Annotated in this window: 18 protein-coding genes; 6 read left to right on the plus strand and 12 right to left on the minus strand. The window is 59.9% G+C overall.

Annotated features, from left to right (window positions below):
• Positions 1-12: 12 nt before the first annotated feature.
• From J9870_RS23075 to J9870_RS23095, 5 genes are all read right to left on the minus strand, one after another.
• Positions 13-759, minus strand: coding sequence for a YebC/PmpR family DNA-binding transcriptional regulator (locus tag J9870_RS23075; RefSeq protein WP_018614256.1), 747 nt, complete (start codon positions 757-759; stop codon positions 13-15).
• A gap of 119 nt (positions 760-878) precedes the next feature.
• Entirely contained in the window at positions 879-2654 is a 1776-nt protein-coding gene (aspS, locus tag J9870_RS23080) for an aspartate--tRNA ligase (protein ID WP_210640405.1), read from the minus strand.
• Between the two features lie 75 nt (positions 2655-2729).
• Positions 2730-2951 (minus strand): zinc ribbon domain-containing protein, encoded by a 222-nt coding sequence (locus J9870_RS23085; RefSeq protein WP_003178589.1) that lies wholly within the window; start codon positions 2949-2951, stop codon positions 2730-2732.
• Between the two features lie 136 nt (positions 2952-3087).
• Positions 3088-3441, minus strand: a complete 354-nt coding sequence (locus tag J9870_RS23090) for a ribbon-helix-helix domain-containing protein (RefSeq protein ID WP_210640407.1) — start codon at positions 3439-3441, stop codon at positions 3088-3090.
• Positions 3442-3648: 207 nt separating this feature from the next.
• Complete coding sequence (locus tag J9870_RS23095) at positions 3649-4122, minus strand: Dps family protein (protein WP_210640415.1); 474 nt, start codon at positions 4120-4122, stop codon at positions 3649-3651.
• Between the two features lie 47 nt (positions 4123-4169).
• Here J9870_RS23095 and J9870_RS23100 point away from each other — a divergent pair, with 47 nt between their 5' ends.
• On the plus strand, positions 4170-4334 hold the full coding sequence (locus tag J9870_RS23100) for a hypothetical protein (protein WP_210640417.1): 165 nt from the start codon (positions 4170-4172) through the stop codon (positions 4332-4334).
• Between the two features lie 177 nt (positions 4335-4511).
• Positions 4512-5117 carry a cold-shock protein gene (locus J9870_RS29715; protein WP_210640419.1) on the plus strand — a complete coding sequence of 202 codons (606 nt, stop codon included), beginning with the start codon at positions 4512-4514 and terminating at the stop codon, positions 5115-5117.
• Between the two features lie 71 nt (positions 5118-5188).
• On the opposite strand, the gene J9870_RS23110 is transcribed toward J9870_RS29715, so the two are convergent.
• Entirely contained in the window at positions 5189-5395 is a 207-nt protein-coding gene (locus tag J9870_RS23110) for a SlyX family protein (protein WP_210640421.1), read from the minus strand.
• A 4-nt stretch (positions 5396-5399) separates the two neighbouring features.
• On the minus strand, positions 5400-5825 hold the full coding sequence (locus J9870_RS23115) for an HIT domain-containing protein (protein WP_210640423.1): 426 nt from the start codon (positions 5823-5825) through the stop codon (positions 5400-5402).
• Between the two features lie 897 nt (positions 5826-6722).
• Here J9870_RS23115 and J9870_RS23120 point away from each other — a divergent pair.
• Entirely contained in the window at positions 6723-8066 is a 1344-nt protein-coding gene (locus J9870_RS23120; protein ID WP_210640425.1) for an OprD family porin, read from the plus strand.
• Positions 8067-8183: 117 nt separating this feature from the next.
• On the opposite strand, the gene J9870_RS23125 is transcribed toward J9870_RS23120, so the two are convergent.
• The gene (locus J9870_RS23125) at positions 8184-9026 is read right to left on the minus strand and encodes a mechanosensitive ion channel family protein (RefSeq protein WP_210640427.1); all 843 of its coding nucleotides are present in this window, start codon (positions 9024-9026) and stop codon (positions 8184-8186) included.
• Positions 9027-9167: 141 nt separating this feature from the next.
• Entirely contained in the window at positions 9168-9653 is a 486-nt protein-coding gene (locus tag J9870_RS23130; RefSeq protein ID WP_135846922.1) for a YajQ family cyclic di-GMP-binding protein, read from the minus strand.
• A gap of 142 nt (positions 9654-9795) precedes the next feature.
• On the opposite strand from J9870_RS23130, the gene J9870_RS23135 reads away from it, so the two are divergent.
• The 3 genes from J9870_RS23135 to J9870_RS23145 are packed head-to-tail and all read left to right on the plus strand — an operon-like array spanning position 9796 to position 13381.
• The gene (locus J9870_RS23135) at positions 9796-10713 is read left to right on the plus strand and encodes a putative 2-dehydropantoate 2-reductase (protein WP_210640429.1); all 918 of its coding nucleotides are present in this window, start codon (positions 9796-9798) and stop codon (positions 10711-10713) included.
• 47 nt (positions 10714-10760) lie between these two features.
• Positions 10761-12797, plus strand: a complete 2037-nt coding sequence (locus J9870_RS23140; RefSeq protein WP_210640431.1) for an ATP-binding protein — start codon at positions 10761-10763, stop codon at positions 12795-12797.
• 2 nt (positions 12798-12799) lie between these two features.
• On the plus strand, positions 12800-13381 hold the full coding sequence (locus J9870_RS23145; RefSeq protein ID WP_210640433.1) for a cob(I)yrinic acid a,c-diamide adenosyltransferase: 582 nt from the start codon (positions 12800-12802) through the stop codon (positions 13379-13381).
• Between the two features lie 145 nt (positions 13382-13526).
• Here the strand turns inward: J9870_RS23145 and J9870_RS23150 are convergent, their stop codons facing one another.
• The 3 genes from J9870_RS23150 to argJ form a co-directional block, all read right to left on the minus strand.
• Positions 13527-14471, minus strand: a complete 945-nt coding sequence (locus J9870_RS23150) for a Nudix family hydrolase (RefSeq protein WP_210640435.1) — start codon at positions 14469-14471, stop codon at positions 13527-13529.
• Positions 14468-15100, minus strand: a complete 633-nt coding sequence (locus J9870_RS23155) for a glutathione S-transferase family protein (RefSeq protein ID WP_210640437.1) — start codon at positions 15098-15100, stop codon at positions 14468-14470. The genes J9870_RS23150 and J9870_RS23155 overlap by 4 nt, the downstream gene beginning before the upstream one ends.
• Positions 15101-15260: 160 nt before the next feature.
• A complete protein-coding gene (gene argJ, locus J9870_RS23160) occupies positions 15261-16478 on the minus strand; it encodes a bifunctional glutamate N-acetyltransferase/amino-acid acetyltransferase ArgJ (protein WP_109753795.1) in 1218 nt (405 codons plus the stop codon).
• Positions 16479-16584: the final 106 nt, after the last annotated feature.

The raw sequence follows: 16584 nt of genomic DNA on the forward strand, positions 1-16584 counted from the left end.
GAACAGGCCTTCTCAGCCGAGCTGTTCAGCCACCGACTCCGGAATGTCGGCGTTAGAGTAGACGTTCTGCACATCGTCCAGGTCTTCAAGCATGTCGATCAGCTTGAGCACCTTCTCGGCACCTTCCAGGTCCAGTTCGGCGCTGGTGGTCGGCTGCATGACGATTTCCGCATCGGCAGGCTTGAAACCGGCCGCTTCCAGGGCATTACGCACGGCATAGAAGCTGGCGAAGGACGTGAACACGTCAAACGAGCCGTCTTCATGGCTGACCACGTCATCGGCATCGGCTTCCAGGGCCGCTTCCGTCAGAGCATCTTCATCGAGGCCTGGCGCGAAGCTGATCTGCCCCTTGCGCTCGAACAGATAAGCCACCGAGCCATCGGTACCCAGGTTGCCACCGCACTTGCTGAAGGCATGACGCACGGCTGCCGCGGTACGGTTGCGATTATCGGTCATGCATTCGACCATCACCGCCACGCCGCCCGGACCGTAACCTTCGTAGGTCAGCTCTTCAACGTTGTCGGCCTCGGTCGCACCCGCGCCACGGGCAATGGCCCGGTCGATGATGTCGCGGCTCATGTTCGCACCCAGCGCCTTGTCCAGGGCCAGGCGCAAACGCGGGTTGGACCCCGGATCACCGCCCCCCTGGCGAGCCGCGACCGTCAGCTCACGGATCCACTTGGTGAAGATCTTGCCCCTCTTGGCATCCTGACGTTCTTTGCGGTGCTTGATATTCGCCCACTTGGAATGACCTGCCATAACTCGCTCCGGTTTTTCTTTGAAACATTGCCCGCCCTGCGCTCACGCAGCAGCCGGCAAGCAGAAATATCGATCCCAATGAAAAGGCGCATCCGAAGATGCGCCCTCAAGGGTCAGCCTTACTCAGCCTTTGGCTGTTCACGCAGACGGATGTGCAACTCGCGCAGTGCCTTGGCATCCACCACGCCCGGGGCCTGGGTCATGACATCGGCCGCGCTCTGGGTTTTCGGGAACGCGATCACTTCACGGATCGACTGGGCGCCAGTCATCAGCATCACCAGGCGGTCCAGGCCGAAGGCCAGGCCACCGTGGGGCGGGGCACCGTACTTCAACGCATCGAGCAGGAAGCCGAATTTCTCTTCCTGCTCCGCTTCGTTGATGCCCAGCAGACGGAAGACCGCCTGTTGCATTTCCTTGCGATGGATACGGATCGAACCGCCACCCAGCTCGGTGCCGTTCAAGACCATGTCGTAAGCGCGCGACAGGGCGGTGGCCGGGTTGGCCTCCAACTCTTGCGGCGAGCACTTCGGCGCGGTGAACGGGTGGTGCAGCGCAGAGAAGCTGCCATCGTCGTTCTCTTCGAACATCGGGAAGTCAACGACCCACATCGGCGCCCACTCGCAGGTCAGCAGCTTCAGGTCGTGACCCAGCTTGATGCGCAGTGCGCCCAAGGCTTCGCTGACGATCTTGGCCTTGTCGGCGCCGAAAAACACGATGTCGCCATCAACCGCACCCACCCGATCGAGGATCACGTTCAGGTTGGCTTCAGGGATATTTTTCACGATCGGCGATTGCAGGCCGTCAACACCCGCGGCGCGCTCGTTGACCTTGATGTACGCCAGGCCCTTGGCACCGTAGATGCCGACGAACTTGGTGTAGTCGTCGATCTGCTTGCGCGGCATGCTTGCCCCGCCTGGCACACGCAGCGCCGCGATACGGCATTTCGGGTCGTTGGCCGGGCCGCTGAATACCTTGAAATCGACTTCCTTGAGCTGGTCGGCCACGTCCACCAGTTCCAACGGGTTACGCAGGTCCGGCTTGTCGGAACCGTAGCGACGCATGGCTTCTTCGAAGGTCATGTGCGGGAACTCGCCGAACTCCAGACCCAGCACTTCCTTGAACAGATTGCGGATCATGCCTTCGGTCAGGCCCATGATGTCTTTTTCATCGAGGAAGCTGGTCTCGATGTCGATCTGAGTGAACTCAGGCTGACGATCGGCACGCAGGTCTTCGTCGCGGAAGCATTTGGCGATCTGGTAGTAGCGGTCGAAGCCGGCCACCATCAGCAGTTGCTTGAACAGCTGCGGCGATTGCGGCAAGGCGAAGAAACTGCCGGGGTGTGTACGACTCGGCACCAGGTAGTCGCGAGCGCCTTCCGGCGTGGCGCGGGTCAGGATCGGCGTCTCGACGTCGAGGAACCCGTTCTCGTCCAGGTAGCGACGGATGCTGGTGGTCATGCGCGAACGCAGACGCAGCTTCTCGGCCATTTCCGGGCGACGCAGGTCGATGAAGCGGTAGCGCAGGCGGGTTTCTTCGCCCACATCGGAATATTCGTTGAGCGGAAACGGAGGGGTTTCCGACTCGTTCAACACTTCCAGCTCGTAGCCCAGCACCTCGATCATGCCGGACGCCATGTTGGCGTTGCTGGCACCGGCCGGACGCAAGCGGACCTTACCGGTGACCTTGACCACATATTCGCTGCGCACGCGGTCGGCGGAGGCGAAGGTTTCAGCGCGGTCCGGATCGAACACCACCTGCGCCAGGCCTTCACGATCACGGATATCGAGGAAAATCACCCCGCCATGGTCACGGCGACGATGGACCCATCCGCAAAGAGTAACTTCCTGACCTTCCAGGCTTTCGTTCAGTTGGCCGCAATAATGGCTGCGCATCATGGTAGTGGTTTCACTTCTCGTAATTCGAAATTCGGTTGGAGGACCTGCCCGTGCAAGCACTCGCGCGTGTTCAACTCAATCAGCTTTGTCGCCACCGGCCAGGTTCTTCTTGGCGCCGGTCTTGAAGTCGGTTTCATACCAGCCGGTGCCGCCGAGGCGAAAACCTGGCATGGACAGCATCTTTTTCAGTTCCGGCGCCTGGCAGGCAGGGCAGTCGACCAGCGGTGCCGCGCTGATCTTTTGAATGGCTTCCATCTGATGACCACAGGAAGCACATTGATAGTCGTACATCGGCATGGGGGTTGTCTCGGCGATCAGGTTACTCGCGCAAAGGTTGGGCTTTGCGGCAAAGAGCGGGATTATATCCATTAAATGCAGCCTGTGCAGCCGTAAGACCGCACAGGCCATCACCATCTTCGATGGGGCTATGCGCTCACCCAGCCAATGTGGGTTGCACGACCTCCATCCCGGTTTCCTTCAAACTGTGCACCACGCAGACCACGCGCACCAAGCCACTGAAATTGCGCACCCCACCGTGACGCAGGTGCACTTCCCGGTCCACATGGGACAGCAACGTGCTGACAGAACAGCTGTTGAGCCGGGCCATGGCACCGAGAATATCCCAATAGATCTGCTCCAGCCGCAGACAGGTAGCGAACCCGTTCAGGCGGATGGATCGGGCCGAGGGACAGGCCAGTTGCATATCGAACCCACTGACGAACGGGTCGATGTCGATGGGTCGAAAACGCCCCTGTCGCCCCTCCCTGGTTGCTTTTCCTTGAATCATACCGTTGACACTCCTTTGCCATACGAACCTCTCAGTTGGAACAACCAATCTGTGGCTCTATGGAAGCTCAACGGCATCGCCAGATCCAGATGACTTTATGACCATCGACGTAGGACAAGCCAACGGCACGCAGGCGACGAATTACGCTGTCCTACACGCGGCGCGCAGGCAACGATACCTACGCCCCGTTCATCACCCGCGCGATGTTTACCGCTCGTCCAGCAATGAACGCAACATCCACGCGGTTTTTTCATGGACCTGCATACGCTGCGTCAGCAGATCGGCAGTGGGTTCATCACTGACCTTGTCCAACAGGGGAAAGATGCTGCGGGCCGTACGCGTCACTGCCTCCTGGCCCTCGACCAGTTGCCTGATCATGTCCTCGGCCCCAGGCACGCCCTCCTCTTCCTTAATAGAGGACAAGCGCGCATACACCGAGTAGGCGCCCGGTGCCGGGAAGCCCAGCGCGCGGATTCGCTCGGCAATCAGGTCCACCGCCAGCGCCAGCTCGTTATATTGCTCCTCGAACATCAGGTGCAGGGTCCGAAACATCGGCCCCGTGACGTTCCAGTGGAAGTTGTGGGTCTTGAGATACAGCACATAGGTGTCCGACAGCAGGCGTGACAGCCCGTCGACGATGGACTTGCGATCTTCTTCACTGATACCGATATCAATTGCCATGTGGGTTGATCTCCTGATGGTGATGAATTTGACAATGACTCTAGTGGATGTCGCCGTCTGTAGCCTGCGACAAATTGCCAACGTTCCTGAACCGACAAGCCGGGACACCGAACGGTTCCGGCAAGCCGGGGAAATTCAACGCCCTTTACCAGGGACCTTCAAGCGCCGGCGGGATTTTCCTGGCCGACGAACAGCGCGGCACGCGTCGGTAACGAGTTTGAGAAGGCCAGGGCTTTGCTGTTAAATAGGCAGTGTGTCGCTACGCCTATTTTTCCAGGTGTGGCGCATAGGCTGATTCGGGTACGTGTCCAACGCCTCTTAATTTTTCCGAAGCGAACCGCCCCGACCAGCTCTTCCTTGTGATCCGTCTTAACCGTGAGCCAATCAAAATGTTGAAAATCGTCCACTTGCTAATGGGCGCAGCTGCCCTGCTGCTGTCCTTCATCCCTAGCCTGGGTTCCGAAGCCACACCTTACCTGCAACACCCCGACGCGCTGTACCTGGCCTTTTTCGGCCTGCTCAACCTGACCCTCGCACCTGTTATCCCTTACTGGAACAAAGGTCCACGTCATCAACTGCAAAACCTTGTCAGCGCCTTGCTGGTATTGGCCGTTGCCCTGCAAACCCTGGCCCTGCTGGCACCTATGCCGGAAATCGGCGGTCAACCGGCCATTGTGTTCAGCCTGGCCGCGGCACTGCTGGCGGTGGCACTGCACTTGGCTGTCAGCTTCTACAAAAAGTCGTCACCAGCCGCCGCACCTCAGAACTACGACATGTCCAACCGCGATACCGGCACCGTGAAGTGGTTCAACACATCCAAGGGGTTCGGTTTCATCTCCCGTGACTCCGGCGATGACATTTTCGTGCACTTTCGAGCCATTCGTGGCGAAGGCCACCGCGTCCTGGTAGAAGGCCAGCGCGTGGAATTCTCCGTGATGAACCGTGACAAAGGCCTGCAGGCCGAAGATGTGATCGCCGCGCTCCCGCGCCGCTGATCCAAGCGTAAAAAAACCGCGATGCAGCCTGGCTGCTCGCGGTTTTTTATTGCCTGCCGTTCGGGGCCTGCTCAGTAATGAGGCGGTGGCGCCTCTTCTTCGAAGGATTCGAATTGCCCAACCATTTCTTCCTGGCGCTTGAGCAGCGCCGCCATCTGCAGTTGCAGGCGTTCGACGACTCGCTGTTGTTCCACCAGCACGTCGTTCAATGCCTGGATGGTGTCATCCTGAAACGCCAGGCGGCTTTCCAGATCGGTTACACGCGCTTCAAGGTTCATGGTTTCAGCCCTCCAGAAACTTGAAATCATTGGTCAGGGCCACTCGCAATCGCTCGCGAATGGCCGTCACCTGCTCGTCATTATACGGCTTGGCCGGATGCTTGCCCCAGACTGGGGCCGGCCAAGCAGCATCATCACGCTTGCGGACGATGACATGCATGTGCAATTGACTGACAACGTTACCTAAGGTTGCAACGTTCAACTTGTCGGCATCGAACGAGTCCTTGAGGGTTTCGGCCAGCGCTGTGGTTTCTTTCCACAACTGTTGTTGATCAGCGTCATCCAATTGAAACAATTCGCTGATATCTTCCCGCCGCGGTACGAGGATGAACCACGGGTAATTCGAATCGTTGGACAAGAGCAGCCGGCACAACGGGAAATCACCGATGGGCAATGTGTCTTGTTGCAATCGTGGATCTAAGGCAAACACCGCGCGTACTCCTCGCTCGTTATCGGTTCTGCCCGGTCTGGCGGCCCGCAGGCCTGCGCCGGGCACAGACTGGCAGCATACCCGCGAATGCCGGCTCGTTCACTGTGTACCGCCCGGGCCCTGGCCTGAGGCCAATATTCGAGCCGTCTTTTTCGGCGCCTGGCATTAACAAGTGCAGCCTCGCGCACCAACACAGCGCAAAGATACCGTGAACACCTGAAACGACCGCCCAAAGGGTTAGGCAAAACGTCGGACCTGTATGATTTTCGTACAGCTTGAAAATTTTTTGCACCAAAACAGCACAGTGCGTCTACGCTCAGTGCACGAAGCATCCGGGATTTACTCACCTGGCAGGGTGAACCGGTAACGTTTTTGGTTGTCTCGCGACATTTGTCGGTGCCAAACACGATAGCTGCACGGCAGTCAACCCTATTTAAAACAAGGCCTTTGGGGCCCGGTTTCATGAGGTTTCACCACGACAGCAGCTAAAATGTGAAAAAAATGTAAACGAAACTCGGGTTTGTGCATGCTTGTTGCATTCATCCCCACATCGTCCAAAGGGCCCTACCGGAAGCGGGGCCCTGCAGACATACAAATTAAAGTGGCAAGGCTGCCCTCAGGAGCTTCAAGCGCGGTAATGACGGACTCTTTACACCGATGCCGGAAAAGAAAAACAACATTAAAGTTGTGAATCCGATTGCGTCGGGCCAGCTGAAATGCGACATGGATCGAGCCATTGGCGACATGGTCGTAAAGAAGCTGAAAGGTTACATGGGCAAGTATCGCCAATAGGGTCGGCGTGATATAAGTTTGCGCCGACACAAAAAGAAAGAGCCGCCCAGATAATAAAACAGGTGGGACGGCAGTACTCTTCTAAAACCAAAGGAGCAAATCACGATGCGCGTGATGAAGTGGAGCATGATCGCACTGGCAGTTGCAGCAGCCGCCAGTACTCAAATGGCCTCGGCCGCACCTTTCGTAAGTGACCAGGCTGAAGCCAAGGGTTTTGTTGAAGATGCCAGCGCTAAACTGCTGCTGCGCAACTACTACTTCAACCGTGACCGCAAAGATGGTTCAACCGATCAGAAAGACTGGACCCAAGGTATCTGGGGTAACTTCAACTCCGGTTACACCCAAGGCACCGTAGGCGTAGGCGTCGATGCCTTCGGTTACCTGGCAGTCAAACTGGACGGTGGCGACGGTACCGGCGGCACTGGCAACATGAGCCGCGATGCCGATGGCGACGTCAACGACAGCCAAGGTAAAGCAGGCGCAGCTATCAAGTTCCGCGTCTCCAAGACCGAGCTGAAAATTGGTGACCAGCAGCCAAGCACTGCCCCAGTGTTCGCTGTAGGTGGTTCCCGCGTTCTGCCTCAAACTGCCAGCGGTTTCCAACTGCAAAGCAGCGAAGTCAAAGATCTTGACCTCGAAGCCGGTCACTTCTACTCGGGTACCAGCCAGGACCGCAACGCTCGCAATGGCGGCCTGTATGCAACCTACGCCGGCGTAGAAGCCAACTCCATCGACTACGCTGGCGGCAAGTATGCCTTCACCGAAAACCTGAGCGCATCGCTCTACGGCGCCCAGCTGGAAGACATCTGGAACCAGTACTACGGCAACCTGAACTACACCATCCCAATGGGTGGCGATCAGTCGCTGAACCTGGACGGTAACATCTACCGCACCACCGACACTGGCAGCTCCAAGGCCGGTGACATCAGCAACACCGCGTACTCCCTGGCAGCTGCCTTCTCGTTCCTGAAAGCGCACACCATCACCGTTGCTTTCCAGAAAATCAACGGCGACACCCCGTTCGACTACATCGGTGTGGGCACGAACAACCGCGGCGGCGACTCGATCTTCCTCGCCAACTCCATCCAGTACTCTGACTTCAACGCCCCTGGCGAGAAGTCTGCACAGATCCGTTACGATCTGAAAATGGCTGAGTACGGCGTTCCAGGTCTGAGCTTCATGACCCGTTACGTCAAAGGTTGGGACATCGACGGTACCAACCTGTCGGCTAACAGCCAGTACCGCGATAGTCAAGGTAACCCGTTCTACGGCGCCGATGGCAAGCACAACGAAACCAACTTCGAAGCCAAGTACGTTGTTCAGTCTGGCCCGGCCAAAGATCTTTCCTTCCGTGTTCGTCAAGCCTGGCACTACGCTAACGCTGACGAAGGCGAAGGCGATATCAAAGAGTTCCGCCTGATCGTCGACTATCCGATTTCGGTTCTGTAATTGCCGAAAGTTAGTTCGCGGTAATCAAAAAAAGGCCCATCCTCGGATGGGCCTTTTTCATTGGGTCAACTTTTACGCAAGGTCTGACCTGAAGGTCAAACAACAACCAATAGAACATTACGCCGAAGTCGATTCCTGAACGACCCGAATCACTCGCTGTGGAAATGGGATATCAATACCCGCGTCCTTCAAACGATCCCGTGCCTGCTCATTGAGCATGAACATCACGTTCCAGTAATCCGCCGTCTTGACCCAAATCCGCAACGACACCGTGATGGAACTGTCGCCCAAGGTGGAAATCACCGCTTCAGGCGCCGGATCCGCCAGCACGCGCTCATCCTTGGCCAAGTCCAGTAACACTTCCCGGGCCTTTTGCAGGTCAGCCTGGTAATCCACACCCACGTCGAACACAACTTTGCGCGTCGGCTGGCGATTGGTGTTGGTGATGATGCCATTCGACAGGTTGCCGTTGGGCACGATGACGGTTTTGTTGTCACCGGTGCGAATCACCGTGTGGAAGATCTGGATGCTGTCGACCGTACCGGCCACACCCTGGGCTTCGATCCAGTCGCCGATGCGAAACGGACGGAACAGCAGGATCAGCACGCCGCCGGCGAAGTTCGCCAGGCTGCCCTGCAACGCCAGGCCGATGGCCAGGCCGGCGGCACCGATGGCAGCGACGAACGAGGTGGTTTCCACACCGATCATCGATGCGACGCTGACGATCAGCAGTATCTTCAGGATGATATTGGCCAGGGTACTGATAAACCCTTGCAGTGCCAGGTCGGCGTTACGCAGCGCCAGCAAAGCCCCCAGCTTCTGCGTCACCTTGTTGATCAGCCACCAGCCGATGGCCAGGGTGATGACCGCCAGCAGCACCCGGCTGCCGTACTCCATGATCATCGGGATCCAGGTCTGGGAAGCCTTGACCAGGTTGTCCACTTCAGCATTCAAGTCCATCTTTCTCTCCTATTCCTGTTGCACGCGGCATCGTGGCCAGAGATTGCTCCCGCTGGCTGCGTAGCAGCCCCTTTTATAGGTGGGCGCTGCGCATCCAAGCGGGAGCAATCTCTGGCCACCGTAATTTCAGACAACCCGGTATCAGTCGCGGAAGTTATTGAACTGCAATGGCATGCCGAATTCCTTGGCCCGCAGTGCCGCGATGGCTTCCTGCAAGTCGTCACGCTTCTTGCCGGTAACGCGCACCTGCTCGCCCTGGATGGCGGCTTGTACCTTGAGCTTGGCGTCCTTGATATGAGCGACGATTTTCTTCGCCAGTTCCTTGTCGATGCCTTCCTTGAGCACGGCTTCCTGCTTCATCAGCTTGCCCGAGGCATAGGCGTCCTTGACCTCAAGGCACTGCACGTCGATCTTGCGCTTGACCAGGGCCAGCTTGAGAATCTCGATCATCGCCTCGAGCTGGAAATCGGCCTCGGCGGTCAGGTTGACGGTCAGGTCCTTTTCCTTGAACTCGAAACTGCCTTTGCCCTTAAGGTCATAACGACGGTCGAGTTCCTTGACGGCGTTTTCAACGGCGTTGGTGACTTCGTGTTTGTCCAGTTCGGATACCACGTCGAATGACGGCATGTAGTGTTCTCCAAATAAAAAGGCGCGCTGTAACAAAGGCGCGCGCTTGGCTTGTGGTTAAAATCGGGCTCATTATAACGGGTCTTTTCTTGCCGATACCGCGAGCCCCGCAGATGCCTGCGCCAAACCGAGTAAAAAACTGATGTCCACCACCTGGCACGTCCTCGGGGCTGGCAGCCTCGGCACCTTGTGGGCCACTCGCCTGGCCCGGGCCGGCCTGCCGGTGCGGCTGGTGTTGCGCAATGACACCCGCTTGCAGGCTTATCGGGCGGCCGGGGGGCTGACGCTGGTGGAACAGGGTCAAGCGCAGTGTTACCCGGTACCTGGCGAAATGGCGGACAGCCCTGAGCCGATCAAGCGCCTGCTGGTGGCCTGCAAGGCCTATGATGCCGAAGCGGCCGTGGCCTCGGTGGCCCATCGCCTGAGTGCCGAATCGGAACTGATCCTGTTGCAGAACGGCCTCGGCAGCCAGGACGCGGTAGCAAACCGCGTCCCCCAAGCCCGTTGTATCAGCGCTTCCAGCACCGAAGGCGCGTTCCGCGACGGTGACTGGCGCGTGGTGTTCGCCGGCCACGGTTACACCTGGCTGGGCGACCCCGCGCACCCGGTGGCGCCGTTCTGGCTGGATGACCTGAGCGCCGCCGGCATTCCCCACGAATGGAGCGCCGACATCCTCACGCGGCTCTGGCGCAAACTGGCGCTCAACTGCGCAATCAACCCGCTGACCGTGCTGCATCACTGCAAGAATGGTGGCTTGCAGGCGCATCACTGCGAAGTGGCGACCCTCTGCGCCGAGCTCACGGACTTGCTGGAGCGCTGCGGTCAGCCCGCCGCAGCCGAAGACTTGTCGACCGAAGTGGAACGGGTGATCCAGGCCACCGCCGCCAACTACTCCTCGATGTACCAGGACGTTGCCAACGGCCGTCGCACCGAAATCAGCTATTTGCTCGGCCACGCCTGCAAGGTCGCCCAGCGCCATGAGCTGACCGTGCCGCACTTGGAACAGCTGCGCCAGCGACTGATTGCCCACTTGAACAACCTCGGATTGCCCAGCGACTGAGCAGCGGCTACGCTGGCCCTCGTGTTCCTTCTTTAATGATGAGTCTGATGCCATTGCGCCAGCGCCTTGAAAACCTCCCGGTCGGCCAGAAGCTGCTGGCCGCCCTGTTGGTGTTGTTGACCACTGTCCTGCTGGTGGCCAACCTGACCTTTATCAGCGCCGCCTATTACATTTCCCAGGAAAGCATGGCGCCCCAGGCCCTGCAGACCATCGGCCGGCTGGTGGCCAATCCAAGCCTGATCTCCGATGCCCTGCAATCGCCACAGAGTGCCAAGCGCCTGCTCGATGAACTCAACAGCTATGCACCGCTACGGGCAGCGGCGCTATACGACGGCCAGGGCGAACGCCTGGCGCAGCTTCAGCATGCCGAAAAACTCAAGCTGCCGGACCACTACCGCCATATGCAGGCCTGGCAGGCTGGCGAATTCCGCAGCAACCAGGTCATCACCCTACCCCGTCCCGGCACGGAGCCCGGTCACCTGTTGCTGGTGGCCAGCAGCGAACTGCCCACGGCGTTCTACACCGGCACCCTGACCGCCAGCCTGGGCATCCTGATTTTCAGCGTGTTGCTGTGGCTGATCATTGCCCAGCAGATCAAACGCCTGATCACCCAGCCAATTCATCAGCTCGAAGAGCTGTCGCGCCAGGTCACCCGCGAGGAGAACTATGCCCTGCGCGCCGCTCGCGGCAACCACGATGAAATCGGCAGCCTGGCCGAGGCGTTCAACACCATGCTCTCGCGTATCGAAGCCCGGGAACAGCAACTCAAGCGCGCCAGGGACGACTCCCAGGCCGCCTACGACCAGGCCCAGGGCCTGGCGGAAGAAACCCGCCACACCAACCGCAAGCTGGAGCTGGAAGTCCAGGTGCGCAGCAAGATCGAGAAGAAGCTCACGGGCTTCCAGAACTACCTCAACAGCATCATCGACTCCATGCCGTCAGCGCTGATCGCCCTCGACGAACAGCTCTACGTCACCCAATGGAACCAGGAAGCCAGTGCCCTCTCCGGCACACGACTGGACGAGGCGCTGAACCAACCGATCTTCCTCGCTTTCGAACCGCTCAAGCCCTACCTGCCGCAGCTCAAGCAGACGGTCGAGCAGCACACGGTGGCCAAAATCGAACGCGTCACCTGGACCAAGGACGACGAAGCCCGGCACTACGCCCTGACCTTCTACCCGCTGATGGGCGGCGCCGGGCGCGGGGTGGTGATCCGGATCGATGACATCACCCAGCGCCTGTCGCTGGAAGAAATGATGGTGCAATCGGAGAAAATGCTCTCGGTCGGCGGCCTCGCAGCCGGCATGGCCCACGAGATCAATAACCCGCTGGGGGCGATCCTGCACAACGTGCAAAACATCCGTCGGCGCCTGTCGCCGGAATTGCCCAAGAACCTCGAACAGGCCGAGCAACTGGGTATCGAGCTACCGGTGGTCAATCGTTACCTGCAAAGCCGAGAGATCCCGCAGTTGCTCGACGGCATTCAACAGGCCGGTGCCCGGGCGGCGAAAATCGTCACCCACATGCTCAGCTTCAGCCGGCGCAGTACCCGGCAAATGGCGCCATGCGACCTGCCGGCACTGATCGACCAAGCGGTGGAAATCGCCGGCAATGACTTCGACCTGGCGATTGGTTTCGACTTCAAGGGCCAGGCGATCATCCGTCAGTTCGACCCGAACCTGGGCCCGGTGCCCGGCACGGCCAACGAGTTGGAGCAGGTACTGCTCAACCTGCTGAAAAACGCCGCCCAGGCGATCCACCAACGCCAGGACGACAGCGAGCCCGGGCGCATTATCCTGCGCACGCGGTTGAATCCACCGTGGGCGGAAATCCAGGTCGAGGACAACGGCATCGGCATGAGCGAAAACGTGCGCAAACGCACCTTCGAACCGTTCTTCACCACCAAGGAAATCGGCCAAGGCACGGGCCTGGGGCTGTCGGTTTCGTATTTCATCATCACCAACAACCACAAGGGCCAGATGGAAGTGCAGTCAGCGCCGGGCCAAGGCACCTGCTTCACCTTGCGCCTGCCCCTGACGGGCACTTCGATGGTGGCGCAGGAAAACAAGCAACTGGAGCGCTGAGCATGGGTTTTCGCCTGTCGAAGATTTACACCCGCACCGGCGACAAAGGTGAAACCGGGTTGGGCGATGGTCGCCGCGTGCCGAAGGATCACCCGCGGGTCGAGGCCATTGGCGAAGTGGACACGCTGAACAGTCAGCTGGGGTTGCTGCTGGCCGGCCTTGCCGCTGAAATGGCTCAATACCCGGCACTCAAGGAGGTCATCGAAGTGCTGACGCCTTGTCAGCACCGGCTGTTCGATCTCGGCGGTGAACTGGCTATGCCGGCCTATCAGGCGCTGAACACGACGGAAGTCGAACGACTGGAAGCGGCGATTGATGTGTGGAACGAGGAATTGGGGCCGCTGGAGAATTTCATCCTGCCCGGCGGCTCGACCCTGGTAGCCCAGGCCCATGTCTGCCGTAGCCTGGCCCGCAGCGCCGAGCGCCGTTGCCAGCAGTTGAACGCCATGGAGCCGCTGGCCGGGCCAGGGTTGGCCTATATCAATCGGTTGTCGGACTTGTTGTTCGTGGCCGCTCGGGTCATCGCACGGCGGCAGGGGGTGGCGGAGGTACTTTGGGTGGCGGCGACCAAGCCGGGGGAGTGATCACAGAGGTGTATCGTTTGTGAGGACCTCATCGCGAGCAAGCTCGCTCCCACAGTAATCCGCGGTGTACATGTTATCTATGTCACCCGGTAGATCCCTGTGGGAGCGAGCTTGCTCGCGATAGCGTCAGCAGCACACCACAAAATCAAGCCCCAGGCCAAAACGCCCGAATCCCCGCCACACCCTGCGCCCCAGCCTCCCAGGCCTTTTGCCGTTCGCCAGGCCCGACCCCACCCAACAGGTAGACCGGCTTGTTGAAACCCTCGATCAACCGCGCCGCCTCTGCCCACCCCAACGGCTGGGCGTCTGGATGGGTCTGGGTCGGTTGCACCGGCGAAAGGGTGACGAAGTCCACATCCATCTGCTGCGCCAGGGACAGTTCCTCGGCGTTATGGCAGGAAGCAGCCAACCAGCGGTCCTTGCCGAAAGGGCGCCCTGCCGCCGCATGCTTGCGCAGTTGTGCGGCGGTGATGTGCCAGCCAGCGGAAGGAAAATCCCCCAGCCATTCGAACGGTCCCTTGAGCATCAGTTGGGCCTTGCCGGCACACAACCCCGCCGCATCCACCGCCAGGTCGCGGTATTGCGGGTCGTAGCCGTTGGGGGCGCGTAGCTGGAGCAGTCTGATCCCACCAGCGATAGCCTTCTGCATGCCGCGCAACAAGCTGGGCGTTTCGAGGCCTTCAGGCGTGATCAGGTATTCGCCCGGCAAGCGGGCCGCCGCGACAATCGGTTGATTGGCCGCCGGAAACTCGTAGTTCGGCAGATCACGGGCCGTCACCCAAGCCAACGGTTGCCCTTCGGCGCCATGGGGCTCGCCGCTGAACGCCGAGACTTCCCAGACATCCAGCAATACCTGTTTGTCCGGGTAATCGTGGCGCACCTTGATCAGCGGCCGAGCGGTGCCGACCACGATGCCCAGCTCTTCATGAAGCTCCCGGGCCAGGGCGGTTTCGACGGACTCATCGGCCTCGACCTTACCGCCAGGAAACTCCCACAGACCGCCCTGGTGCTGGGTGTCGGCACGGCGGGCGATCAGGATCTTGCCAGCAGCGTCACGAATGACCGCCGCCGCTACGTGTACTCGTTTCACCGCGCAGTTTCCTCCAGGCCGGCCTGTTGCCACGCCTTGAACGCCGGCCATTGATAAAGGGTTTCGACATAGGCCGCATCGACCTCGGGCAATTCCACCTGATAGGTGCGCAGGCGCACGGCAATTGGCGCAAAAAACGCGTCGGCCAGGCTCAAGGTACCAAACAGGTAAGGGCCGGCCTCGGTGGCAGCAGCACGGCATTCAGCCCACAGCGCCAGCATCCGCTGGATCTCCGCCTGGACCTCAGGTGGCATCGGCGACAGCGGTGCATTGCGGGTCAACGCAAAGGGCATGTTGCTGCGAATGGCAAAGAAGCCGCTGTGCATTTGCGCACAGGCCGAGCGCGCCTGGGCCCGGGCAGCCACATCCTTGGGCCAGAGGCCGGCGGCGGGGAATTGCTCAGCCAGGTATTCGGCAATCGCCAGGGAATCGGCGATCACGCCGAATTCGGTCTTGAGCAATGGGACTTTGGCCGTGGCCGAATACTTGAGCAGTTTCTCGCGGGTGTCGGGTTGGTCGAGCCTGACCAACTCTTCGGTGTACTTCGCGCCGGTCAGCGCCAGGGCTAAAGCGCCGCGCAGAGACCAGGAAGAAAGGTTTTTGTCGCCGATGATCAGGTGCAGGCTCATGTGGATTCCTTTCTTTTGGTTTTGTGGAGTCTGTACTGGCGCCATCGCGAGCAAGCTCGCTCCCACAGGGGATCGGCGGTGTAGACACTTTCTAAGCCACCCAGCAAATCCCTGTGGGAGCGAGCCTGCTCGCGATGGCAGCAACTCGGTCCCGAACCGGTTAAGTCCGGTACTCAGCGTTGATCTTCACATACTCGTGGGACAGGTCGGTAGTCCAGATCGTTTCGCTGCAAGCACCACGCCCCAGCTCGATACGGATGGTGATTTCTTCCTGTTGCATCACCGCCGCCCCCTGCGCCTCGGTGTAGGTCGCTGCACGGGCGCCTTGGCTGGCGATGCACACTTCACCGAGGAACACGTCGATCTTGCTCACGTCCAGCTCCGGCACACCGGCACGGCCAACGGCGGCAAGGATCCGGCCCCAGTTCGGGTCGGAGGCGAACAGCGCGGTCTTGATCAGCGGCGAGTGCGCCACGGTGTAGCCGACATCCAGGCATTCCTGGTGATTGCCACCGCCGTTGACCTGCACGGTCACGAACTTGGTCGCGCCTTCGCCGTCACGCACGATGGCCTGGGCCACTTCCATGCACACCTCGAACACCGCCTGCTTCAGGGCGGCGAACAGCGGACCACTGGCCTCGGTAATTTCCGGCAAGTTGGCCTTGCCGGTGGCGATCAGCATGCAGCAGTCGTTGGTGGAGGTGTCGCCGTCGATGGTGATGCGGTTGAACGACTTGTTGGCGCCGTCGAGCATCAGGTCTTGCAGCACCTGCCGGGAAACTTTGGCGTCGGTGGCGATGTAGCCGAGCATGGTCGCCATGTTCGGACGGATCATGCCGGCGCCTTTGCTGATGCCAGTGACGGTGACAGTCACGCCGTCGTGCTGGAACTGGCGGCTCGCGCCCTTGGGCAGGGTGTCGGTGGTCATGATGCCGGTGGCGGCGGCGGCCCAGTTGTTTTCCGACAGATCATCGAGAGCGGCCTGCAGCGCGCCTTCGATCTTCTCGACCGGCAACGGCTCACCGATCACCCCGGTGGAATACGGCAGCACCTGGCTGGCATCGACACCAGTCAGCTCGGCCAGTTTGGCGCAAGTGCGCTCGGCGGCGGCCAGGCCTGGCGCGCCGGTACCGGCGTTGGCGTTACCGGTGTTGGTCAGCAGATAACGCACCGGCCCCTGCACGCGTTGCTTGGCCAGGATGACTGGAGCTGCGCAAAAAGCGTTGAGGGTGAACACCCCGGCAACCGTCGAGCCTTCGGCACAACGCATCACCACGACATCCTTGCGCCCGGGGCGCTTGATGCCCGCCGAGGCGATACCGAGTTCAAAACCGGCAACCGGGTGCAACGTTGGCAACGGACCAAGACCAACAGCCATGAATGCGCTCCTTAATAAATAAATCAACACCGCCTGCAGCGAGACGGCGAATCAAAATGGCAAAACGCCGCGACGGCTAGGTGGCCTGTCGCGGCGCGGGTAGTTC

It is taken from the genome of Pseudomonas sp. Tri1, from assembly GCF_017968885.1.
Taxonomy (GTDB): Bacteria; Pseudomonadota; Gammaproteobacteria; order Pseudomonadales; family Pseudomonadaceae; genus Aquipseudomonas.